This is a genomic window from Lebetimonas sp. JS138, from assembly GCF_000523335.1.
In the GTDB taxonomy this organism is placed as follows: domain Bacteria; phylum Campylobacterota; class Campylobacteria; order Campylobacterales; family Nautiliaceae; genus Lebetimonas.
On record NZ_ATHT01000001.1, the window covers coordinates 1,158,154 to 1,182,057 of the forward strand.

The following is a 23,904-nucleotide window of genomic DNA, read 5'->3' on the forward strand; positions in this document are numbered from 1 at the left end:
TATTGTCAATAAAAAAAACTATTAATTAATAATTTTTTTCCAAATTAGTGTTATTTTAATATTTTAATTGATATAATTTCATAAAAAAGATAAAAATGGATAAAATTAAATTGTTAAAAAACGGAGTGAGTAAAGAAAAATTTTTAAGAATTTTTCAAAAAGATTATCCGGGGTTTGATTTTGAGAGTATGTTTGATGTTTTAAAGTTTCAGGGTCTCCCCTTAATAATAAAAGATGAAAAAGTTTTTTTAAAAACAGCTTTAATTTCTTTTAAAGATACTGAATATGTGGTTGTTGACATTGAAGTAAACAATTCAAAGCCCCAAAGAGGGCAGGTTATTGAAATAGGAGCGGTTAAAATTAAAAATTTAAAAATAACCGACAGTTTTGATTTTTTAATTTATGCAGATGATGTTCCTGTTTTTGTGGAAAGAGTGACTGGAATCAGCCAAAAAATGCTGGAAAATGAGATGTCTCACAAACAAAAACTAAAAAATCAGGCTTTTTTTGGGAGATTCTGTTTTTGTGGCTCATCCTGCGGATTTTGATTTTAATTTTTTGGTTTATCAGTTTGAAAAAGAGAATTTAGGCAAACTTCTCAACAGATGTGTATGTACGTTAACTCTGTCTCAAAAAACCATTAAAGCCAGCCGTTACGGTCTTAAATATTTGATGGAAGAGCTTGATTTGCCTGAAGAAACCCATCACAGGGCTCTTGGAGATGCCAGGACAACTGCGAGGGTGTTTTTAAAATGTCTGGAAAATCTGCCAGAAGAGATACTCAGTGCGGAAGATTTGATTGAATTTGCAAAACCAAGAAAAAATAAAAATAAGCTTAAGAACTGATATAATTTTGATATTCTTTTATTTCTTTGTTGAATAATACCACTTTGTTTCTTCCTGTGTTTTTAGCTTCATAAAGGGCTATATCTGCCAGTTTTATACACTCCCACCCTTTTTTGCATTGGTCAGGATAAATGCTGATACCTATGCTTACGGTTTTTATGATACTTTTTCCGTTGTCAAGTTCAATTTCTGTTTTTTCCATAGTGTTTTTTATTTTTTCGGCAACTTTTTTTGCATCATCGATAGATTTTATGTTTTGTAAAATAATTAAAAATTCTTCACCTCCGTAACGTACGGCTATATCACTTTTTCTGATTGATTTTTTTAAAATTTCTGATAACTTTTCCAATGTTATATCTCCTGATTTATGTCCGTAAGTATCGTTTACCTGTTTGAAATGGTCTATGTCTATCATTAAGAATCCAAGCTTTTTATTTTCCCTGTTTGCAGAAGCTATTAAAATAGGAAGCGTATTTTCTAAATATCTCCTGTTAAAAAGTCCTGTAAGGGGATCTTTGATGGTCTGCTGATGGAGGAGTTCAAGTGTATATTTAGATTCTAAAATAGATGAAATTTCATTTAAATACGCCTTTAAAAACGGCAGCATGTTTTTTATGCTATTTTTTTCATTTTCATTATTTATCATTATTTTTAATATTCCGTTAAAATTGCCGCTGTTTGAAAAAGGAATGCAGATATAATTATTTTCACAAAAATGTCTTTGGCAGATACCCGGATATTTTAAAGAATTTATTTCATTTTTAGTTCTGTAGGCTCTGCATAAAAGAAAATTCTCTTTTACATCGCAGCATTCTTCTTCTTCTGTTTTTTCATATATTATTTCTTTTTTATTGCTGTCTATTCCTATTAAGATAAAATTATTAATTCCTTGATTTTTAATTACATTAATTAATCTGTTTAATACACTTTCGATATTTAAATCTTCCTCTATAAGTCTTTTGAATTTAAAAATTTCACTCAACTGTTCAATTGTCTCTTTTGCATCGTTTAAAGGGTCGGAACTTTTTTCTTTTTCTATAAGGGTTGTATATTTGTTTTCTATAACGCCGAAACTTTCTTTGAGTTTATTTAAAAAATAATTATACGAATTTACAAAATCTTTTGCTTCTCCTTTTAATTTAGTCGATATCTGCTGGTCAAATTTACCTTTTAAAATTTCTTTTGTGCTTTTATTTATATTTTCAAAAATTTCCAGATAGGGATTTAAATAATAATTTACCGTCAATATAATAATTACTAAAGAAATTAGACCTATTGTAATTAATTTTATTAAGGCAATAAATAATTTTTCATAATATTCTTTTGCATCGTATGTAATTTTTATAATATTTTTTTTGTTTAATTTAATGTAAGAAATTATTGTTTTATCTTTTTTATCGTAAATTGTCTTTAAATTCTTATATGTTTTTAATATTGCTATGTTTTTTATATGCGATGAATTGTTTATTATATTTATAAGTTTATTATAATCCTGGGGTTTTGAATTTAGAAAAAGACTTTTTATAAAGTTATTTTCATTTTGAATTACGGTATTTGAAAAATTTAAAAACGAGTAGGTAATTGCAACGGTTCTTAAAGTGGTGGTAATAATCATAATTAAGGCAATAATAAGTAAAATTCTTTTTTTCATGTTAACGCCTTTAATATATTTTCTTTTTTTTCGCAAAAGCCGTTTTCTTTGGAAATGATAAACAAATCTCTTGCTATATTTTTTTGTGTGGATATTTTAACATCTTCGACTCTTATTTTAAAATCGTCCAAAACCTGTAAAATTGTAGAGACTATTCCTTTTTTATCTTCTGTTTTTATTTTCATCGAAGCGTAATTGGGGGAGTGAAAGCAGTCTATTTTTATTTCCCTTTTTTTAAATTTTACTTTTGTTTTAATTTGCTGATTTTCTTCAAAAGCTTTTTTTATGTAATTTTCAATTAAAGGGATATCAAAATCTTCCACATTATCGTTAAATTCTATTTTGAAATATTTAATTTCCCCTATCTTATATATGCTAAGGTGATTAAGCGGCAGTTTTATTTTTTCCAAAAACCATCCGATGGAAAAATTTAATTTGTCTTCTTTTGCCAAATGAATTGTCAAATGTGTTTTGTTTTCGATTTTATACTTAAAATTCTGTGTATCTTTGAGCCACAGGGCTGTTAATAAAATTTCATTAATGCCATTTTGTAAAAACAGCTGATTGGACGGGGAAGTCAAAAGCTGAATTTGAAAAGATTTTGGGAGTTTTTTAAATTCTTCTTTATTTTTAAGAATATTTTCTTTTCTTTTTCTTATGGCTATTTCATTAATTAATTCTTTATGCTTTAGTGCCGTTAATGTATTTTCATAAAGGCTTTTAAGCAGGCTTGCTTTAAAAGGGGTGTATACGTCTTTACCCACGGCCTTGATGTCGGCAATGGTTAAAATATATAAAAGTTTTAAAAAACGTTCGTTTTCCATTGTTTGGGCAAAAGAAAGGATTACTTTGTCGTTATATATGTCTTCTCTTTGGGCCACATTTGACATTAATGTATGATATTTTACAAGTTTAAAAACAGTGTCGGATTCAAACCCTAAATTTTGGGCAAAATTTTTTGCTATTTTGGCACCTATTATGCAGTGGTCTCCGCTTCTTCCTTTTCCGAGGTCGTGAAAAAATGCACTGAATCTAAGAATCGCTTTATCTTTATTTGATAGCCTTTTAAATTCGTCCAGACATTCTATTTCTTTTAACGTATATAATGAATGGATATCCACAGGATAGTGATGATATCCGTCAAACTGTGCTAAAAATTTTACTTTTTCAAAAGGCGGAAAAAGTTTTCTCAGTTTTTCCGCTTTATAAAGTGCAAAAAACAGAGGATATAAATTTTCTTTGTAAAAAAGTTTTTTAACATTTATTTTTTGAAATTTTGTTTCTTTTAAAAGTGAAATTAAAGAAATATCCCATTTTTTAAAATCCGTATCAATCAGTGTTTTTATTAAATCGTTAAATTTTATTTTTACATTAAACCTTGTATATAAGGTTTCCTCACATAAATAAAAATTTTTTTTAATTCTTGTTTCTTTGATTTTCGAAACAGGATATTTATATAAATAAGGCTTTATCAGTCTTTTTATTGTTATATTTGTAATAAGATTTATTTTCCATAAAGCTTTTAACAAATCTTTTATAAATTTTCTTTCCGCTTTTAACCTTGGGGAATCGGTGTATCCTAAATTCAGGGCTATTTCCCTTTGATATTCCAAAATAACATTATCAGTTTTTTTCCTGGCTGTTAAATGAAGGTATACTCTTGTTTTAAATAAAAATTCAAGTGAGCTTCTGTATTCTTTGAAATCGTTTTCATTAATATATTTCGGTATTAAATATGATGTGTTGGGATAATTAAAAAGTACTTTGGTTATCCATAGAAGGGTATTTGAATCCCTTATTCCACCGAATCCGTCTTTTATATTAGGCTCCATTGTAACAGGATATTTTTTATGGCGTTCCAGCATTTCCTCGTATTTGGCCAGAATATAATCTTTTTTGTTGTAATTTCTTATTTTGTTTAATTCATTTTGGGTTTCAACCCATAAAAATTTGCTACCTGTTATAAATCTGCTCTCAAGCATTGCGGTTTTAATGGTTATATCTTCGTTGCTTGCAGGAAATAAATCTTTTATTTCATGAACCCTGTGTCCTATTTTTAGCCCCAAATCCCAAAGCATTATAATGAAATTTTCTATTATTGAATTTATATTGTAGCCTTTGATATTCTTATAAACTATCATTATATCTATATCGGAATAAATGGAGAGCTGTTCCCTTCCGTAACTTCCGAGCGCTATAACGGTAATAGGAATTGAATTCACAGGGGGTGAATAATCATCGAAAGTTTTTTTCATTAAATATTTATAAATCAGCGAGATATAATAATCCATTTTTTTTGTGTGTTTTACAAAGAAATCTTTCCCGCCTTCAATTTTTATATTTTGAAGATAATTTTTTATCTCTTTTTTTAAAATTTTTGATATTTCAAAATCATCGTTACTTGAATAAATCAGCTCTTCCAGTTGCATTTTTGCCTTTTTTGTGATATTTTAACAAAAAAATAAAAAGGATTGGTGTTGATTTTGAAAAAATTGAAAAATCGTGAAAAATTGTCTTTAAAAGAAGCGGCTAAATTATATGATATGGACCTTTTTACCTTAGGGGAAACGGCTAATACAATAAGGGAAAAAAAATTTGGCAAAAAAACATATTTTAATATCAACAGGCATATAAATCCGAGCAATATTTGTAAAGATGTCTGTAAATTCTGTGCTTTTTCCGCCCATAGAAAAAATCCCAATCCCTATACGTTAAGTATTGAAGAATGTGTTGAAATTGCTAAAAACGCTTATGCCAAAGGGGCAAAAGAGGTTCATATAGTATCGGCGCATAATCCGTATGTGGGGTATGAGTATTATATGAATATAGTAAAAGCCATAAGAGGGGAACTTCCAGATATTCATATAAAAGCGTTTACGGCCGCTGAGGTTAATTTTTTTAGCGGACTAAGTGGAAAAAGTTATGAAAAAGTGCTTGATGATATGATTGAAGCCGGCGTTGATTCCATGCCCGGGGGCGGGGCTGAAATATTTGATGAAAAAATTAGGGCTAAAATCTGCAAAGACAAAGTGAGCAGTGAAAACTGGCTTAAAATTCATGAACTTTGGCATAAACGCGGGAAAAAATCAAATGCAACCATGCTGTTCGGACATATTGAAAACAGAGCCCACAGGATTGATCATATATTAAGAATAAGGGATTTACAGGAAAAAACAGGCGGTTTTAACGCATTTATACCTCTTGTTTATCAGCGAAAAAACAATTATTTAAATGTAAAAAAATTTTTAAGCGGGGTGGAAATTTTAAAAACTATGGCAATAAGCAGAATTTTACTTGAAAATGTTCCTAATATTAAAGCGTATTGGGTCACTACGACGCTTAATTTGTCTCTTGTGGCGCAAAATTACGGGGCAAACGATATTGACGGAACGATTGAAAAAGAATCAATTAATTCAGCGGCCGGCGCTAATTCGGCAAACGGTTTGAAACTTGACGAACTTGTGCATCTTATAAAAGACAGCGGATATATCCCCGTAGAGAGGGATAGTTTATATAACGAATTGAAAATTTATAAATAAGAGGCGATTTTATCTAAAAGAATAGACGGATTGATAGGCTTTATTATTACTTCCTTTGCACCTTTGTTTAATGCTTCAACTCTTTTTGAATCGTCTGTAGTTAAAACAATAACCGGTATGTTCATGCATTCCGGTTTTTTGGAAGGAAGAATTTCCAAAAAATCCAATCCTCCCATTAACGGCATTACCAAATCTAAAAGGATGATATCTATGTCCGGGGTTAATTTATTTAATGCATCTATCCCGTTTTCTGCTTCGATAATTTCATAATCTCCTTTTTTTAATATAGCTTCCAATAATTTTCTGTTTGTGGCGTCATCATCCACTATAAGAATTTTTTTTGCCATTATTTAACCTTTTTAATAGAATTTAGAATATTTTCAGGTAACAAATCTTTTATTATTACGTCTGCTTCTATATCTGTATCGCTTAAAGCAATGATTTTTGTATTGTTGTTTTTTAAGGTTGATATTAATTTTTTAATATCAGAATTATTGAACCCGTTTTCTATCAATACAATATTTTTAGCATTTGAATTAAGTAAATTTGACAATTCTTTAATACTTTTTGCAATTTTAGCTTCAGGAATTATGCTTTTTAAATACTGGGCAAGTAAATCTGTATCCGAAGCAATTATAATATTTTCTTCTTTTTGAATGTTTTGTGGATTTTCCTCAATATTTTTTTCATTTGTTTTTTCTGTTTCCAAACCTTTATAATTTTGTAAATTTTCTTCTTTTTCAAAAGTTTTTGAATATTTGTTTTTGGAGACATTTTCAATCACTCTTAAGAGTTCTTCTTTTTTTATCGGTTTTGAAATATAATCATCCATACCGGCGCCTAAAAATCTTTCCCTGTCTCCTTTTAATACATTGGCCGTAACGGCAATAACAGGAGTATGAGGTATTTCTTCTTCTTCTTCAAATTCAAGTATTTCCTGAGTCGCCTCAATACCGTCCATTACAGGCATTTGTGCATCCATAAATATAACGTCGTATTTATCAGAATTTGAAGAATATTTATTAAACGCTTCCAATCCGTTATGGGCTAAATCTGTTTTTACGCCAAGCCCTTTTAAAGTAGTTTCCAATAATTTCATATTAATCGGATTATCTTCTGCAATTAATGCATGAAGTTCATAAATAGGTTTTTCAATTTCAGCTTTTTTTACTTCTCTTTGTATTTTTTCTTTTGTAAACAATGCTGCATTATAGAATTTTGAAGGAACGTTCGGGTCATAAATATTAAACTGTTTAAAATCAAGATTGTCTATTTCTTTTTTATAAGCCAGGGAAGAAATTAAAATTACGGGATAATTTACATGTTCCAATTCTTTAATTTTATCTTTTTCACTTTCTTCATAAAAGATTGTTACAGCGTCAATAATTTCGTTTTTTGACAATTTGTTCAGTTCATTGACATCATTGAAGCCGATTTTATTAATTCCGAAGAAGTTTAAATATTCAAGGCTTAAATCTTTTCTTTTTGTGTCTTTAAAAGTGTTAAGAATAGCAAATGTTAAATTTGAGAATATATTTTTTCTGTATTTAGGTGTTGCATCGGCAATATTAAACCATAAATCAAAATAAAATTTACTTCCTCTGTTTATTTCACTCTCAACCTTTATTTCTCCTCCCATCATTTCAATATAGGATTTAACGATGGTAAGACCGAGTCCTGTTCCTCCGTATTTTCTTGTTACGCTTTCGTCAGCCTGGGCAAATGCTTCAAATATTTTGTTTTTCTGCTCTTCGCTCATTCCTATACCGGTGTCTTTTACTTCAAAATAAATATTTGCCCTGTTTTCCCTGATTTCCTGGAGTCTGACATTTACTTCTATAGTTCCGTTTTTATGTGTAAATTTAATGGCGTTGTTTATTAAGTTGGTTAAAATTTCTTTTATTTTTAATACGTCTCCTCTTACAACAGAAGGAATGTCAGGCGAAATATATGACACGTATTCGATTTCTTTTTGTGCGCAAGGGGTCGTAAATACTTCCAATGTATTTTCTATTTCATCTTCTATTTTAAAATCTATTTCTTCTAATGTTAATTTATTACTTTCGATTTTTGAAACATCCAGAATGTTATTTACTATTTGCAATAGGTTTTCGGCACTTTGAGCGATAGTGTTTATATAATCCTGTTGTTCGGGTGTGAGTTCTGTTGTTTTAAGAAGTTCCAAAAATCCCAAAATACCGTTAAGAGGTGTTCTGATCTCATGAGACATATTTGCAAGGAATAAAGATTTTGCTTTTGAAGCTTCTTCGGATTTTTTAACGGCTTCTTGTGTAATGGCGATGGCTTCTTCTGTAATTTTCAAAGCTTCATTCATACCTTTAGGGGTATTGATATCTATTTGAACATTTTCACCTGTAATAGGTGCCAATTTGTTTAATGTGTTTGATAATGCTTTAATATGTGACCTTATAGTTTTATCGATATAAAAACCTAAAATTAAAATCAATATGGCAATAATAAAAATCACTATTGCAATATTCCTTTTTTTTATAGAATTTGAAATCAGATTGTCAATTTGTTTATTAATATCACCGTTTATCATATTTACGCTGTTTTTAAAATAAGAAATTCTTTTTGTGAAAATATTGAAATAGTCAATTGCGTCAATAGGATAACCTTCAAAGTCATTATTTAAATAATAACCCATATTTGTTTGCTGAATGTAAAAAATAGTATCTTTAATGGCTTTTTCTATTCTTTTAAACTGTTTATCTTTAAAAAATTCTTTTGCCTTTGGATTTTTGCTCAAATTGGTAATTAATATATTTGAATCATGATAATATTTCATTAAAATGTTTTCATAATCCTTGTCACTCATAGGCTTGTCCGCTGTAATATAATATGAACCGAAACCTCTTGTAATACCTGAATATGCAATCATTTTGTCAAGTTCGAGTTTTAAAGCAAAATTCAGTTTTACCGTTTGAGGGAAATGTTGAAATATTTTAGCTTCAGTGTTCAATATCTGATTTTCAAGATTTGTATAATATGTAAAAAAATATGTGTGAATATAATCAGTTGAAAACGAATCTATTTTTTTTCTTATGTTTGGTAAATTGTTTAATAAATTCAAAATATTTTTGCTGTCACTGTAAAATTCGGGATTTTTATTTAAAAATTTCTTCAAATCATATATTGCCGTATCAAAAAGTTTTCTTTTTTGCATTAAAAGTTTTTTTGATTCGGGATAATTTCCCTTTGATACAGCATAAATTGAGCTGATACCTCTTTCCTGACCAAGATAAACAAGTAAATTTTCAAGTTTATTACCCAGTTGCAGATATTTAATGTTTAATGTGTTTGATTTATATGTTTGAAATTGATTATAGAGGTTATAGCCGCTCCAACCTATTAAAATTAAAGACGGCAGCCATATTGCAATTGCCAGTAGTTTTGATAATGATAGTTTCATTGTTTTAACTCCTTAAGATTGATTTTTGCGGGACATTTTAAACTGTTTTTTTTAATTAACATTTGTGCTCTGAAATTGCCTAAATTTTTTGCCGCACATAATAAAAGTCTTGCTTTTTTTATGTCTTTCTCAACACCCCAGCCGTTTAAATATAATTCACCGAGTAAATTCAGCGCCTGCGAAGAAGGTTTGTTAGAATTTATGGATGAATTAATTATCTGTTTTAAATAGCTGCCTGCTTCAATAAATAACGTATTTGCTTTTTGCGGGTCTGAATTTAGCAGATGTTTTGCTTTTTGAATATCTTTAAATGCAATAAAATATAAATTTTGAGAAAAGACAAAAGTAATTAAAATCAATAATATGATTTTTTTCATTTATTTTCCTTTAATATATACTGCAAATCATTTAATGAATCAATTTTTGTATTTAGCAGTTTTTCGATAAATTTTTTATCTTTTTGAAATTTTTGTTCGTCCTGTGTTTCCAGATAAACTCTTATGGTGTTTAAGACTATATTTTTAATTTTCGGGTCTATTTCAATATTTTTATTTTCTGATTTTTTATTTTCTTTTTCTGTATTTTTCTTGTTTGTCAAGGGTGAAATAAAATCATAAAATTTATCTGCCAGATTTTTAATAATGCTGATATCTGTTTCTTTTTTAGCTTCTTCATCGATAGTTTTAAAAATTAAGGCAAGATTTGAAAGTCGTAGATTTAAAGAGGCCCCTTTTAAAAAATGGGCTATTTCGTGTATTTCTTTATAATCATGTTTTTCAATGGCTTTATATAAGGCGTCTTTTTTTTCTTTAAACTGTTTTAGCAAATCGTTAAACAGTTCATCGGTCATGTTTTGGTCTATGCCCAAATCTTCCATAGCGGTATTTAATTCTTTTTCAATTATTTCTTTAATGTTTTCTTTTTTTGCAAATATTTTTTCGCATTCGCTTATGTTGTCTTCAAAATTAAGTTCAATCGGTTTTTCTTCCTCTTCTTCTTCGATAATGTTTACTTCCGGCGTTTGTAAAGCCTCCATTATTTCTTCTTTTGGAAGCACTTTCAATTCGTTTAATTCGTTATCCATTGTCGCATGGGAAAGTTCTTTTTCTTCATTATAGGAAAATTCTTCTATTTTTTTCAGATGAAATATATCCAAATTTTTTAATGTTATCAGATTTTCTTTTGTAATTTTGAAAATATTGTTTTTTATCTGTATTGAATTTTTATTTAAAACGGCCATTTCAAGTTCCAGCTGCGTTATAACCTGTGACATTTCTTCCAAAGCTATATTTAATGTGTTTAACAAATTTTTGCCAAGAGCAATTATTTTTCCGTTTTCATAGACAATTAGCATTATTTTTCCTTTTCTTTCATTTCTTTATAAATTTTTTCATATTTTTCTTTATCTTCTTTTGAAACAGGTCTTCTTGCGGCAATATAACCCGTTTTTATACCGTTTTCATCAAATACCGGTTCAATGAAAGCTTCCACCCAGTAATATTTGCCGTCTTTTCTCAAATTTTTAACAAATCCCCTGAATTTTTCATTTCTCTCCAGCGCATCCCACATCTGTTTAAAAACGGTTTTTGGCATATCAGGATGTCTTATAATGTTGTGGGGCTGACCTATCAATTCCTGTTTTGAATAACCTGAGAGTTTACAAAAAGCAGTATTTGCATATGTAATTATACCTTTTAAATCTGTTTTACTTATTATAGGTCTTCCAAATACTCCAACATCTTCGAATGTGACTTCTTCATCAATAGGGGTAGGTTTCATAATTAAACCTTTGTTAATTTTATTTTTGCTATTTTAACTAAAATTTAGTAAAATGCAAATAAAAAAAAAGGTTTTTTAATGAAAGTGTTATTAATCAAAGATGTAAGAGGACTTGGAAAAGCAGGAGAAATTAAAAATGCGAAAGACGGATATGCAAGAAATTTTTTAATTCCAAAAGGTTTTGCAAAACTTGCAACCCCGGAAGTTATAAAAGAGTGGGAAGAAGAGCAGAAAATAAAAGAAGAAGCTTTAAAAACGGAGCTTGAAAAATTAAGAGAATTAAAGAAAAAAATAGAAAACACACCTGTTGTTATTAAACATAAATTAGGGGCTAACGGGCAGCTTTACGGGGCTATAACAAATAAAGAAATTTCTGAAGTTTTAAAAGAAAAAGGAATAGATGTGGATAAAAAAGATATAGAAGCCAAACAGATTAAAAGCGTGGGGGAATTTAATGTTAAAATAAAATTGGGACACGGTATAAATGCCAATTTAAAACTTATTGTTGAAGGCGAATAATGGAAATAAACTTAAAAGCTACAACAATACTCGGGTACAAAAAAAACGGTGTGGCCGTAATAGGCGGAGACGGACAGGTTACATTTGGACATACGGTATTAAAAGGAAACGCAACAAAAATAAGAACGCTTTACAACGGTAAAATTCTGGCAGGTTTTGCCGGAAGTACGGCTGACGCTTTTATTTTATTCGATATGTTTGAAAACAACCTTCAAAACAGAAAAGGTGATTTGGTAAAATCGGTAATAGATTTTGGAAAAGCCTGGAGAAAAGATAAATACCTAAGGCGTCTTGAAGCCATGATGATAGTGCTTAACCCCGAACATATTTTTATTTTAAGCGGAAACGGAGACGTGGTTGAGCCTGAAGACGGGGAACTCGCAGCTATAGGAAGCGGGGGCAATTACGCCCTCTCTGCTGCAAGGGCTCTGACAAAACACTCAAAATTGTCCCCTGAAGAGCTTGTAAAAGAATCTCTGAGTATTGCGGCGGACATATGTATTTATACAAACCATAATATTAAAATATTAAAAATAGAAGGGCAAAAATGAATTTGACACCAAAAGAGACAGTAAAATACCTTGACGAATATATTGTAGGACAAAAAGACGCCAAAAAAACAATAGCAATCGCTCTTAGAAACAGATACAGACGAATACAGCTTACAAAAGAATGGCAAGACGATATTATGCCTAAAAACATAATGATGATAGGACCGACAGGCGTCGGTAAAACAGAAATAGCGAGAAGAATGGCAAAGATGATGAAACTCCCGTTTGTAAAAGTGGAAGCGAGCAAATATACAGAAGTCGGATTTGTAGGACGTGATGTCGAGAGTATGATCAGGGATTTGGTTAATAATTCTTTTAATTTGGTAAGAGAAGAAATGCAGGAGGCTTCCAAGGAACTGATAGAAGAAAATATAATTGAAGAAATTACAAAAAAACTTTTGCCCCCACTTCCCAAAAATGCGCCCGAATCCAAACAGATGGAATATCAAAACACATTTGAAAAAATGAAACAGAAAGTAAAAAACGGTGATGTCGATCATTTAAAAATAACTATCGAGGTTGAAGAAGGTATTGACGGGGATGACAATCTGCCTCCGGAGATGGTTAAGGCACAGGAAAGCATTGTAAAAATTATAGGAATTTTTAATAAGAATAAAGAAAAAAAGGAAGTAACGGTTAAAGAGGCAAAAGAGCTTTTAAAAAAAGAGGCTGCCGAAAAAGTAATAAGTAAAGAAGAACTTAAAAAAGAAGCTCTAAAAAGAGCGGAAAACGGAATTATCTTTATAGATGAAATTGATAAAATTGCAGCCACCGGAAACCAGAGGCAGGACCCCAGCAAAGAAGGTGTCCAGAGGGATTTGCTTCCGATAGTAGAAGGTTCAACCGTAAATACAAAATACGGATATGTTAAAACAGACCATATTTTATTTATTGCGGCCGGGGCTTTTCATGTAAGTAAACCGAGCGATTTGATTCCGGAACTTCAGGGAAGATTTCCTCTGAGGGTTGAACTTCAAAGTCTTGATGAAGAAGCTTTATATCAGATTCTGACGAAGCCTAAACATTCATTAATTAAACAGTATGAAAAGCTTCTTGAAGTTGAAGGTGTTACTCTTAAATTTACTGAAAGTGCTTTAAGAGAAATTGCAAAATATGCCTTTTTGGCAAATGAAAAAACGGAAGACATAGGTGCCAGAAGGCTACATACCGTAGTTGAAAAAGTCTTAGAAGAGATTAATTTCAGCGCCGATGAATACAATGGAAGGGAATTTATTGTAGATGAAGCTTATGTTAAAAGTAAATTGGACGATATAGTAGAAAATGAAGAAATAACAAAATATATTTTATAAGGAATTTTATGCCAAAAAGTGGCTTCGTAGGTATTATAGGAAAACCGAATGCCGGAAAATCAACATTGCTTAATTGGCTTTTAGGGGAAAAAATAGCTTTGGTTTCCCCTAAGGCGAATGCTTCGAGAAAAAGAGTAAATGCAATTGTCATGTATAAAGACAATCAGATAATTCTTCTTGATACACCCGGACTTCATGAAAAAGAAAAACTCCTTAATAAATTTATGTTAAATGAAGCGCTTAAAGCTTTAAGCGACAGTGATTTAATACTTTTTTTAGCCGACATCAGAGACGATATAAAAGGTTATGAATGGTTTTTGGACTTAAATAAAAAAAATATACCGCATATTTTGGTGCTTACAAAAACAGATTTAGTTTCAAAAGAAGATATTGCAAAAAAAATAAAAGATTATGAAAAAATTTCAAAAGCTCTTAAAATTATCCCTGTAAGTGCCGCTCTTGGAAATGGAAGAGAGGAATTATTAGACGATATTGTTGAATATTTACCGGAACATCCTTATTATTACGACCCGGAAATTATTTCAACAGAAAATATCAGGGATATATATAAAGAACTGATAAGAGAAGCACTTTTTGAAAAATTGGGTGATGAAATTCCTTATGAAACAGATATTTTAATAGAAAAATTAGACGAATATGAAAATTTTGATAAAATTTATGCTACAATTATTGTTGAAAGAGAATCCCAAAAAGGAATGGTTATTGGGAAAAGAGGGAAAAAGATAAAAGAAATCGGAATTTACGCCCGAAATCTTTTAGAAGAATTCAGCTCTAAAAAGATTTATTTAGAGCTTTTTGTAAAAGTTGTGAGAGGATGGAGTAAAAATAAAAAAATGCTTGAAGAACTTGGATATGAGGTAGAAACATGAAATTAAAAGAAAAAATAAAAAATTTTACATCTAATGTTAAGTTTTTAAAAAAATACAATTATGATGTTGATAAAATTATCGGTATAAAAGGCGAAGAAGCTTATATTTTATATGCAGATAAAAAATTATTAAGAATATATAGAGACAGCTTAAAATCCACCCCTTTATTAAATACATATATTCCGATTGAAAATGCCATATTTTATAATTTTGAAATTGATAAAAATATTTTGGAAAAAATAGAACTTGACAAATTTATTGAAACCAAAGTATATGAAGAAACAGGTATTGACGAAACAGAAAAATATGTAATTAAATATAAAATTGTAGATTTGTTAAAAGATGAAAAAAGAGTAATGGTTGAAACGGTAATTGTTTCCCAGACTTTTATAGAAAATCATTTTGAACAAATTTTAAATAAAGTAGGTTATATAGATTATATTTCTTTTCCTGCGTTTTCCTATAAATCTTTATATGAGGAAAAAATTCTTACATTGGCAAATGATATGTTTGTCGTAATTCTTGATGACAAAATATTTATTACATTCTATTCGGAAGGTAAAATTGTAAAAATTGTTACAATTTCCGGCGGACTGGATAAAATATATGAAAAAATATCAAAATTAAATATTGCAAATTTTGATATTGTTGTTTTTCAAAAACTTTTAAAACAAAAAGGGGTAGACCAGAGTAAATATAATTCAAAAGAATTTGTGGTTTACAATGAGCTTATTAAAGAATTTAATATATTTGCAGGCATAATTGAGGATCAGATAAAAAAACTGATAGATATATATAATATAGATAATATTGACAGACTTTTTATTACTACCAAATATGGTAATGTCGAAGGTTTAAACACATATTTTTCAAAATATATCAATATAGATACATTCGATTTTGAATTTTATGAAAATTACAATCTTGACAGACTGCCAATTGATCCCCTTTTATTTTTGGGAATGCTTGAAACACATTATGCTTATAAATATAATGATTTTACGTATAATTTTTCTTTATTTTTGAGAGAACCTACATTTTTTTACAGACCTAGCGGTCAATTTGTATTGAGTGTAAGCGTTGCTACCGTTATTTTTGCAGCCGCCCCGTTATATCTCTATATCGACGGTCTGGTTTATAATCATAAAAACAATATGTTAAATTTACAGATTAATAAATTAAACAAGGAAATTTCTGTCCTTATAGTACAAAAAAACGGATTGGATAATAAAAAGAAATCCATTGAAACCGTAATAAAAAAATTAAGCTATGATATAAAAGAAGATAAAAAATTAATAAACGAAGTTTATAAATTCAAATACTCCTATATCCCTAAATCTCAGGAATTAACAGATATAACACTGTTTATAAATAAAAATAAAGTATATATAAAAAATTTATCATATAAAGAAAATGAATTTATTTTTAATGTTTTTGCCGATAAAGATTCCAATATCGCCAATTTGATAAACGATTTGACAAACAACGGATTTAATGTTTATACAGGGGGTATTGTTTTGAAAAATAAAAAATATATTTCTGAAATTAGGATAAAAGAATGAAAAATAAAAATTTTTTAGACAAATTTTTTGAAAACAAAACAAAAAAAGATGTTTTGTATATTCATATAATTACTATATTTCTGCTTGGATTTATAATTTATTATTTTATTTATCCGTTGGCTTCTTCTTTTAAGAAAAAAGAGGAAAAAAACTATCAAAACAATGTCCAGACTTTAAATCATTTAAAAATACAAAAAAATGTTTATATTACCCAAATTGCAAATTTGCGTAAAACAATAAAAAAACTGGAATTAAGCAAAAATTCTTTACATAAACAAAAGACTTTTTTCGATGATTTAATTTCATTGCTGGATTTTGCAGAATTTAATAAATACAAATGGGCAGAATATGTCAGAAATATTGTATATGATGCAAAAAATGAAGGTCTTAAACTGATGAATTTTGCAAATAGTTTATATAAAGACACAAAACACAGTTATATTAATAAAAAGATGGATATTATAGTGAATGTAAAAGGCGAATATAAAAATTTGATTTACTATATTTACAAATATGAAAATACAAAAGAACTTTTAAGGGTTAATGAATTAAATGCAACCGATAAAGGTGAATATATGATAAAATATACATTGTATGGATACGGAAAATGAAAAAGGTATTATTATTGACAATAGCGGTTTTAGCGTTTGCCTCAAGGCAGGAATATTTGGAATATGCGAATAAATTGGTTACATATAATTTTGAACTAACCAAAATAGGTGACGTAAAATCACCGTTTTTTAAACCTAAAAAATTATTATTTATGAATAAAAAAATAAACAAAAATGTTAAAAAAATAGTGCATATTACTTTGCTTTCTTTACTGAATAACAGTGCATTTATAAAAATAGAAGAATTTATGGGTGATGAAAAGATAAAAGAATATAAAAAATGGGTGAAAAAAAACAGTAAAGTTGAAAACTGTAATGTAGAAAATATTTACAGTGATAAAATCATTTTAAACTGTAATAATAAAAAACTTGTAAAAAAATTAAATGAGAAAACATTAAAAATAAGGATTGAAAAATGAAAAAATTAATAATTATAGTGTTTATTGCTTTAAGTATTTTTGCAAATGCAAATGAATGTAATAATAAATTTTTTTCATATTCAAATAGCATTAATCAAAATGAAAGAATGAGTATAAAAGATTTTTTAAATTTATTGGCCACCCAAAAATGTGGTATAAATATTGTGTATGATGATGAGGAAGCCAAAAAAATTGTTTCAGAGAAAATGCCTTTTGTTAAAATAAAACATTATACATTAAAGCAAATACTGGATTTGCTTCTTTCAAAAAGGGATTTGTTTTATACAGTGGACAATGACACATTGGAAGTAAGTTTTTATAAAACAAAAACTTACAAACTGGATTTTCTCACATCATCAAGAACAGGTGAATCTAATTTGGACGCAACAGACAGCAAGGTAAAAAATACATACAGTTTTGATTTCTGGGATAAAATAGAAGATAACATAAAAACAATTTTAAAAAATACATCTATAGATTTTAAACCTCCGGTAATAGATAAATCCGCCGGTCTTATAACTGTAACAGGTACAAAAAAACAAATTAAAGAGATTGACAAATATGTTGATAATCTTATGAGCAGACTTACAAAAGAGGTTTTAATAGATGTGAAAATTTATACTGTTGAACTTTCCCGTTCTCATAAAACTGGTATTGATTGGTCAAAACTAAATATATCATTAAATAATGCAGCAGTGCCTATGAATCATTTTGCTAGCCAACTTGTTGGAAAAGAATCTATTTTTAATTCTGCAACTTTTAATTTAGATGGATTATTAAATTTCCTTGCTCAAAACGGAAACGTAAATTCACTCTCAAATCCTAAAATAGTAACACTAAACAATCAAAAAGCAATTATCAGCGTAGGGGATACAATAAACTATAAATATGCTTCGAGTGTAGTAAACAATCCTAATGCCTCTCCATCTATTCAATATACAATAGATTCAAAATTTGTAGGTGTTGTACTTGATATTACACCTCAGATTAATGACAACGGAGATATTATTCTCAGTATTGCACCGAGAATCAGCTCTTTTAAAAATCCTAATCAGTTGACTAATCCTAATAGAGACATGCCTCCGGACACAAGAGACAACACAATGCTTAGCATTGTAAAATTAAAAGACAATGATACATTGGTTCTTGGAGGTTTAATTACAAAAGATGATACATTAAACGTAAACGGGGTACCTGTTTTAAAAGAAATACCATTAATTAAATATCTGTTTTCTTCAAGAGAAAAAATTACCAACAGAAAAGAGCTTGTATTTGTGATAACCCCTCATATAATTGACTTTAGTAAGAAAAAAACGCTCAGGGATTTAGGTTTTGGCCAAATTAAGTGAAGCAAAAGAGTTATTCAGAGATGTGGTTGATGTAAATAATTATATTCCTTTGGCAAGTATTGAAAAATTAAAAATTGATTTATTGAATGCCGTTAATCAGAAAGAGAAGATGATTTTTCTCTCAGGGCAGGCAGGCAGCGGTAAAAGTATGGTCTTAAAATCGATATATGAAGAATTGAAAAATGATAAAAATCTTTTTTATATATCGAATCCTTATTTGGAAATAAATGCTATTTTAAATATCCTTAAAACGTTGGATATAAATGAACATTATTTTTTGTTTATAGACGAAGCGCAGTTATTGGAAGATTCTGTATTGGAAAATTTAAGAATTTATGCTGATAAAGGCAATTTAACAGTTGTTTTTGCCACACACGATACAGATTTGAATAAACTACTGCAAAAAAAACATTTTAAAACGAGAATTAATTACCTGTTTAAAACTGTTCCTATTAATGTAGATGAAATAGAATATTTTATTAATACAAAATTGATAAGAACAAATTTAATACCACTCGCCGAGAAATTCAATACAAAACATTATAAAATGATTTATAAATATACAAAAGGCTCTTTAAGAGGCGTTAATCAGTTTATGTTTAAATTATTTGATGTAATGGAATTTTTTTATAATAAATATAATGATGAGATTTTTAAAAATATAAATAAATATATAGAAATAACGCATATGGATTTAAAAGGCATTTAATGCATAAATATGAAAGACTTGAAAAATTATATTATAAAAAAAAATATGTAAAAATTTTTTTTATTTTTTTCTTTATATTAATTATTTTGTTAATTTTTATATTTTTTCTAAAAAGAAACAAAAAACCGGAAAAATCGCCAATATTTAATATAAATGTTTTAAAAAAAGAAGAAAACAATACTCATGGTCATAAAAATATAACAGAAAAAAATTTAACTAATAAAAAAACGCTTTTTTATGAAAAGAATCTAACTCTTAAGAAAGAAAAAAAAGACAAAAACACAACATTAAAAACAAATAATACCAATACTAAAAAAGAAGTCCTCTCTTTTATAGTCCCAAAAGTAAATCTTAATGAAAACAATATTACAACAAAACAAAAACAAACTGAATCAAAAGTGAAAAAAAATGATAAAAAGAAACTTAAAAATGAAATAAAAGCGAAAATAAAAGAAAAACCTTTAATAATCGAAGAAAAAGTAAATATCAACGATTTAATTAAATCTTATAATCAAAATCCGGATTATGATATTGCAATACAGATTTCGAATTTATATTTAAATAAAAATATGTTGGATTTGGCTAAATTATGGGCATTGAAAGCAAATAATTTGAGCCCTTCCAAATATGAAAGCTGGAAAATATTTGCTATTATTTTGTTAAAGAAGAATCAAAAGCAAAAAGCAAAAGAAGTGTTAAAAACATATTTAAATGATTACGGGGATAACGAGAAAATTGAAAAATTATTAAGGAGTATTGATGAATGAACATATTTTTAAAGAGATAAAATCACTTCCGCCTTTGCCAAAAAGTATAATGGAAATTCAGAGAATCACAAATGACGCAAATTCTTCAATTTCTGATTTGGTAAAAGTTGTAAAAGAAGACCCTATGCTTACGGCAAATTTGCTTAAAGCCGCAAATTCTCCGCTTTACGGATTTACAAAACAGATAAAAAGTGTTGATCAGGCTGTTTCGTTATTTGGTATGGCAACAGTTAAAGGCTTCGCCGTTTCTTTTGCAATAAAAAATACGCTTAAATTTGATTTGAGTGCATACGGAGTGGATGAAAATAGATTTCATGATGTTTCAACAAAAAGAAACGCCCTGGTTCTTTACTGGTATAAAAAAAACAGAAAATATCTGGATATATTGGCTACTAATTCATTTTTAATAGACCTGGGTGCCGTTGTTATATCTTTGGTATTAAAAAAACTTGGAAAAGATAATGAATTCAAATCAAAATTAACTATTGACAACAGAAATGAAATAGAAAAAGAATTTGTTGGAATGACAACAGCGGAAGTAAACGCAAAAATTTTTACTCATTGGGGATTTAGTGAAGATTTAACCCTTTCTATGAAAAATATCGATGCTCCAAACGGCACTTATGAAAAAGAAAGTGCATCACTCCTGAGCTTAAAAACATTAATAAATCTCTTAAACGGATTTAATGAAGAAAATGAAAAAAAAGCGATAGAAATCGCCAACAAATATAATTTAGATACAGATTCTTTAAATGTTGCTATTGCTTTAATTTTAAAAGGAAATGATTGAGGGAATTTATATACAAACTTATAAAAGGAATTGACAGAAAAGATATTCCCAGGGATAAAAGAGATATAGTTAATGATTTACTAACTTTAAAAATAGTGACAAACAAAAAAACAATAAAATTAAAGTCCAAATATATACCTGGCAAGGTTGATATCACACAAAAAGGTTACGGTTTTTTAATCCCCCTTTCAAAAGGAAAAGATTTATTAATAGAACCTTATCATTTAAATTCGGCCTCTAAAGGAGATTTGGTAATAGCTGAGAGGCTTTTTAAGAAAAAAGGCCGGCCTAAAGCAAAAGTAATTTATATTATTGAAAAAGCTTTTGCTTACAGTGTGGGATATTTAACTTTTGAAATTAAAAATGCTAAAAAAATTCCTCTTATAAAAAACATTAAAACCAATCTGCCTATTTGTGTAAATGTTACTAAGAAAGCCCTAAAAAAACTTCCTGTGAATGCGGTGTTTAAAATAAATAATTATACTTCTACGATTGAGGAGGTTTTGGGGGTATTGGATGATGCGTGGGTGGATGAAAAAATATCTTTGGCTCTTTATAATAAAAAAGAAGAGTTTTCAAAAAGCGCTATATTAGAGGCAAAAGCTTTTGGAAATTTTATAGATAAAAGTATGTATCCAGACAGAGTTGATTTAACAGATAAATATTTTTGTACGATAGACCCGTTAAGTGCAAAAGACCACGATGACGCTGTTTATTTTGATGTAGGGGAAAATGCTTTATATGTTGCAATTGCAGATGTGAGCGAATATGTTTATTTAAACTCAAATATTGACAAAGAGGCAAAGGAAAGAGGTTTTAGCATATATTTTCCCCATAAATCAGTTCCGATGCTTCCAAGGGAACTGAGTGAAAATATATGTTCCCTTAAAGAAAATGAAGACAGGCTGGCATTCATTTTTAAAATAACCTTAGATAAAAACAATAATGTAATTAAAGAAGAATTATTCGAGGGAATTATAAACTCCAAAAGAAAATATTCTTATGAAAAAGTAGATGAATTTTTAGGGGGTAATATTGAAAACAGTGATGAAACAGATAAAAAAATTTTATCCTGGCTGATGCCTTTGTGGAATAAAATTCAGAAAATAAGAAGTGAGAGATTAAAAACCGGGCTTGATTTTGAAAGTGATGAAATCAAAATGAATTTGGATGAAGAAGGAATGATTGAAGATGTTACAATAGAAAAAGAAACACCTTCGCATTCCCTGATAGAAGATTGTATGCTTCTTGCAAATAAAGCAGCCGCGAAGATAATTGATTACGGTATTTTCAGAGTTCATGAAAAACCCTCACGCACTTCAATAGATGAGCTTTATAATAATTTATTATCCCTTGGAATTGAAATAAATGAAAATGAAGATTTTGTAAAAAATGTAAAAGATATACAAAAACAGGCAAAAGAAATGGGCATAAAAAAAGAGATTGACAAATTAATAATAAAATCGCAAAAACAGGCTCGTTACGATGCTGAGAATGTAGGGCATTATGCACTAGGTTTTGATAAATATACCCATTTTACTTCACCCATCAGAAGATATTCCGATCTCACCCTTCACAGGCTGCTAAAAGCGGTTTTGAAAAAAGAGGAAAAAATAAAAGATTTTATTTTAAGAAATATTGAGGCGCTGGTCGTAAAAATCAGCGAATTGGAAAGAGAGGCAATGAAAGTCGAATGGGATTTTTATGACAGAAAATATGCCAGAGTTGCTAAAATTAATATCGGAAAAGTTTACAAAGGAATAATCGAAGACACCGAAATTCCTCCTATCGCAAAAATTTTGGAAGATAAACTACTTGGGGCAAGGGTGTTTTTGAAAAATAAAAAGAAATTTAATTTACTGCAAAAAGTCAATATTGAGATAATTGATTCAAATATTGCAACAGCAAAAATAAAAGGAAAAGTATTGGATTAAAAATCGTAATCCAATCCAAAAGCCATAAGTAAAGCCCCTCCTTTTTTAAATGTTCCTTGAACTGTTTGAATATTGTTTTTTACAGTTCCACTTCTTTGTTTTTGTTTGGCGTAAAGCATAGAAAAGCCCAAACTCATTCTCTCATCCATTTTATATTTAAAGCCTCCTGAAAAAATATTTTTATCACTGTCAGGCAGAGAAAAATCCAATGTAGAGTCCGGTACCGGAGTTTTATCATAAGTATAACCGAGCATTGCCGTCAGTTTTTCACTGCATTTATGTGTAAGTCCTATTCTGTAAGTATTTGTATTTTTCCAATTTTTAGGAATTGGCGTACCGAAGATGGCTTCTACATACGGATCGTCAAAATTAAAGTCTAAATTTTTATATTTAGACCAGAATGTTCTCTCAAGTACAAATTCCACTGTTGTATTGTTAAAAGTTTTTGCAAATGCAATATTTAAGGCTGCCGGCAAAGGTATTTTTACCTTTCCCTCGGTGTTAAACGATATCAAAGTGGAAGCGTCGGACGGATTTTTGGTTAATAAATATTTACTGTAATACCCGCTTGCATCTCCGTTTAGGCTCATGTCTATTTTGGAGCGGTAAGTAAGTGCAAGTTTAATATCTCTGCTGTCGTTTTGATAAGAAACGGCACTGTTCCATCCAAAATCCACAGAATCCCCGTTTAAATACTGGGAATATAATCCGGCTTTAAAAGCATTTGTCGTCCCTTCACTTCTGAGTGCCCTTACACCAAACGCAACTGCTAAGTTGTTATTTATTTTATAGGCAATATTTGGATTAATTTCAAGTGTTTTCAGTGTAAATTCTTTTGCTCCTAATTCTGGAACTGTATCATCCCATTTTTTTGAAAGTCCGGCCGGGGTTGTTATTGAAATACCCCATCTGAAACTGTTATAATCTTTTGAGCTGAAATGAAACAGAGGAATAAAATAATCTTCTTTTCTTGATTTATAAACGTCTCCGTTATTGTTGTCAAATTCTATCTGGTATAAATGAATATAACTCATTAAAAATTCATAATGATTTTTATTGTCATTAAATACCATATTTGCAGGATTGTAATAATTGGAATCAGCCCCGTTTGCGTCAGCCACGTTTGCTGCGCTTAAAGCCATACCGTCAATGGATTGTTCCGGTATTTTATAACCGTTTGCCAAAAGTAAAACAGATGAAATTAATGAGAATGCTATAATTTTTTTCATTTAATCTCCTTTTGAG

At 29.0% G+C, this 23,904-nt stretch carries 23 protein-coding genes; 15 read left to right on the forward strand and 8 right to left on the reverse strand.

Annotated elements, in window-relative coordinates; genetic code table 11:
* Window positions 1–95: 95 nt before the first annotated feature.
* Window positions 96–548, forward strand: a complete 453-nt coding sequence (locus DZ67_RS11080; protein WP_255327594.1) for an exonuclease domain-containing protein — start codon at window positions 96–98, stop codon at window positions 546–548.
* Window positions 508–846, forward strand: coding sequence for an exonuclease domain-containing protein (locus tag DZ67_RS11085; RefSeq protein WP_255327595.1), 339 nt, complete (start codon window positions 508–510; stop codon window positions 844–846). The genes DZ67_RS11080 and DZ67_RS11085 overlap by 41 nt, the downstream gene beginning before the upstream one ends.
* On the opposite strand, the gene DZ67_RS0106670 is transcribed toward DZ67_RS11085, so the two are convergent.
* Both DZ67_RS0106670 and DZ67_RS0106675 read right to left on the reverse strand, forming a co-directional pair.
* Entirely contained in the window at window positions 836–2,497 is a 1,662-nt protein-coding gene (locus DZ67_RS0106670; protein WP_024790924.1) for a GGDEF domain-containing protein, read from the reverse strand. The genes DZ67_RS11085 and DZ67_RS0106670 overlap by 11 nt on opposite strands.
* Window positions 2,494–4,926 carry an HD domain-containing protein gene (locus DZ67_RS0106675; RefSeq protein WP_024790925.1) on the reverse strand — a complete coding sequence of 811 codons (2,433 nt, stop codon included), beginning with the start codon at window positions 4,924–4,926 and terminating at the stop codon, window positions 2,494–2,496. Before DZ67_RS0106675 ends, DZ67_RS0106670 begins: the two co-directional genes overlap by 4 nt.
* Before the next feature lie 45 nt (window positions 4,927–4,971).
* Between DZ67_RS0106675 and mqnE the strand changes: the two genes are divergently transcribed.
* Complete coding sequence (gene mqnE / locus DZ67_RS0106680; RefSeq protein ID WP_024787879.1) at window positions 4,972–6,036, forward strand: aminofutalosine synthase MqnE; 1,065 nt, start codon at window positions 4,972–4,974, stop codon at window positions 6,034–6,036.
* Here mqnE and DZ67_RS0106685 read toward each other — a convergent pair.
* Genes DZ67_RS0106685 through DZ67_RS0106705 form a run of 5 tightly spaced genes read right to left on the reverse strand, consistent with a single transcriptional unit; the run spans window position 6,027 to window position 11,248 of the window.
* The gene (locus DZ67_RS0106685; protein ID WP_024791427.1) at window positions 6,027–6,383 is read right to left on the reverse strand and encodes a response regulator; all 357 of its coding nucleotides are present in this window, start codon (window positions 6,381–6,383) and stop codon (window positions 6,027–6,029) included. The two genes, mqnE and DZ67_RS0106685, sit on opposite strands and share 10 nt — an antisense overlap.
* Complete coding sequence (locus DZ67_RS0106690) at window positions 6,383–9,469, reverse strand: ATP-binding protein (protein ID WP_024787881.1); 3,087 nt, start codon at window positions 9,467–9,469, stop codon at window positions 6,383–6,385. The genes DZ67_RS0106685 and DZ67_RS0106690 overlap by 1 nt, the downstream gene beginning before the upstream one ends.
* Complete coding sequence (locus DZ67_RS0106695) at window positions 9,466–9,846, reverse strand: SEL1-like repeat protein (RefSeq protein WP_024787882.1); 381 nt, start codon at window positions 9,844–9,846, stop codon at window positions 9,466–9,468. The genes DZ67_RS0106690 and DZ67_RS0106695 overlap by 4 nt, the downstream gene beginning before the upstream one ends.
* A complete protein-coding gene (locus DZ67_RS0106700; RefSeq protein ID WP_024787883.1) occupies window positions 9,843–10,823 on the reverse strand; it encodes an Hpt domain-containing protein in 981 nt (326 codons plus the stop codon). The genes DZ67_RS0106695 and DZ67_RS0106700 overlap by 4 nt, the downstream gene beginning before the upstream one ends.
* Window positions 10,823–11,248, reverse strand: a complete 426-nt coding sequence (locus DZ67_RS0106705) for a PAS domain-containing protein (protein WP_024787884.1) — start codon at window positions 11,246–11,248, stop codon at window positions 10,823–10,825. Before DZ67_RS0106705 ends, DZ67_RS0106700 begins: the two co-directional genes overlap by 1 nt.
* 78 nt (window positions 11,249–11,326) lie before the next feature.
* Here DZ67_RS0106705 and rplI point away from each other — a divergent pair, with 78 nt between their 5' ends.
* The 12 genes from rplI to DZ67_RS0106765 are packed head-to-tail and all read left to right on the forward strand — an operon-like array spanning window position 11,327 to window position 22,659.
* On the forward strand, window positions 11,327–11,767 hold the full coding sequence (rplI, locus tag DZ67_RS0106710; RefSeq protein ID WP_024787885.1) for a 50S ribosomal protein L9: 441 nt from the start codon (window positions 11,327–11,329) through the stop codon (window positions 11,765–11,767).
* Window positions 11,767–12,318: an ATP-dependent protease subunit HslV gene (gene hslV, locus DZ67_RS0106715; RefSeq protein ID WP_024787886.1), complete on the forward strand. Its 552-nt coding sequence runs from the start codon at window positions 11,767–11,769 to the stop codon at window positions 12,316–12,318. The genes rplI and hslV overlap by 1 nt, the downstream gene beginning before the upstream one ends.
* The gene (gene hslU, locus DZ67_RS0106720) at window positions 12,315–13,628 is read left to right on the forward strand and encodes an HslU--HslV peptidase ATPase subunit (RefSeq protein WP_024790926.1); all 1,314 of its coding nucleotides are present in this window, start codon (window positions 12,315–12,317) and stop codon (window positions 13,626–13,628) included. The genes hslV and hslU overlap by 4 nt, the downstream gene beginning before the upstream one ends.
* Before the next feature lie 8 nt (window positions 13,629–13,636).
* Window positions 13,637–14,518 carry a GTPase Era gene (gene era, locus DZ67_RS0106725; protein WP_024787888.1) on the forward strand — a complete coding sequence of 294 codons (882 nt, stop codon included), beginning with the start codon at window positions 13,637–13,639 and terminating at the stop codon, window positions 14,516–14,518.
* Window positions 14,515–16,080 (forward strand): hypothetical protein, encoded by a 1,566-nt coding sequence (locus tag DZ67_RS0106730; RefSeq protein ID WP_024787889.1) that lies wholly within the window; start codon window positions 14,515–14,517, stop codon window positions 16,078–16,080. The genes era and DZ67_RS0106730 overlap by 4 nt, the downstream gene beginning before the upstream one ends.
* Complete coding sequence (locus DZ67_RS0106735; protein ID WP_024787890.1) at window positions 16,077–16,691, forward strand: hypothetical protein; 615 nt, start codon at window positions 16,077–16,079, stop codon at window positions 16,689–16,691. The genes DZ67_RS0106730 and DZ67_RS0106735 overlap by 4 nt, the downstream gene beginning before the upstream one ends.
* Window positions 16,688–17,110: a hypothetical protein gene (locus DZ67_RS0106740; RefSeq protein WP_156919581.1), complete on the forward strand. Its 423-nt coding sequence runs from the start codon at window positions 16,688–16,690 to the stop codon at window positions 17,108–17,110. Before DZ67_RS0106735 ends, DZ67_RS0106740 begins: the two co-directional genes overlap by 4 nt.
* Window positions 17,107–18,459 (forward strand): type II secretion system protein GspD, encoded by a 1,353-nt coding sequence (locus DZ67_RS0106745; RefSeq protein WP_024791923.1) that lies wholly within the window; start codon window positions 17,107–17,109, stop codon window positions 18,457–18,459. The genes DZ67_RS0106740 and DZ67_RS0106745 overlap by 4 nt, the downstream gene beginning before the upstream one ends.
* A complete protein-coding gene (locus tag DZ67_RS0106750; RefSeq protein WP_024787893.1) occupies window positions 18,443–19,168 on the forward strand; it encodes a P-loop NTPase in 726 nt (241 codons plus the stop codon). Before DZ67_RS0106745 ends, DZ67_RS0106750 begins: the two co-directional genes overlap by 17 nt.
* Window positions 19,168–19,935 carry a hypothetical protein gene (locus DZ67_RS0106755; RefSeq protein ID WP_024790928.1) on the forward strand — a complete coding sequence of 256 codons (768 nt, stop codon included), beginning with the start codon at window positions 19,168–19,170 and terminating at the stop codon, window positions 19,933–19,935. Before DZ67_RS0106750 ends, DZ67_RS0106755 begins: the two co-directional genes overlap by 1 nt.
* Window positions 19,928–20,725, forward strand: a complete 798-nt coding sequence (locus tag DZ67_RS0106760) for an HDOD domain-containing protein (protein ID WP_024787895.1) — start codon at window positions 19,928–19,930, stop codon at window positions 20,723–20,725. Before DZ67_RS0106755 ends, DZ67_RS0106760 begins: the two co-directional genes overlap by 8 nt.
* The gene (locus DZ67_RS0106765; protein WP_024791924.1) at window positions 20,722–22,659 is read left to right on the forward strand and encodes a VacB/RNase II family 3'-5' exoribonuclease; all 1,938 of its coding nucleotides are present in this window, start codon (window positions 20,722–20,724) and stop codon (window positions 22,657–22,659) included. The genes DZ67_RS0106760 and DZ67_RS0106765 overlap by 4 nt, the downstream gene beginning before the upstream one ends.
* Here the strand turns inward: DZ67_RS0106765 and DZ67_RS0106770 are convergent.
* Window positions 22,656–23,888 (reverse strand): OmpP1/FadL family transporter, encoded by a 1,233-nt coding sequence (locus tag DZ67_RS0106770; protein WP_024791925.1) that lies wholly within the window; start codon window positions 23,886–23,888, stop codon window positions 22,656–22,658. The genes DZ67_RS0106765 and DZ67_RS0106770 overlap by 4 nt on opposite strands.
* Window positions 23,889–23,904: the final 16 nt, after the last annotated feature.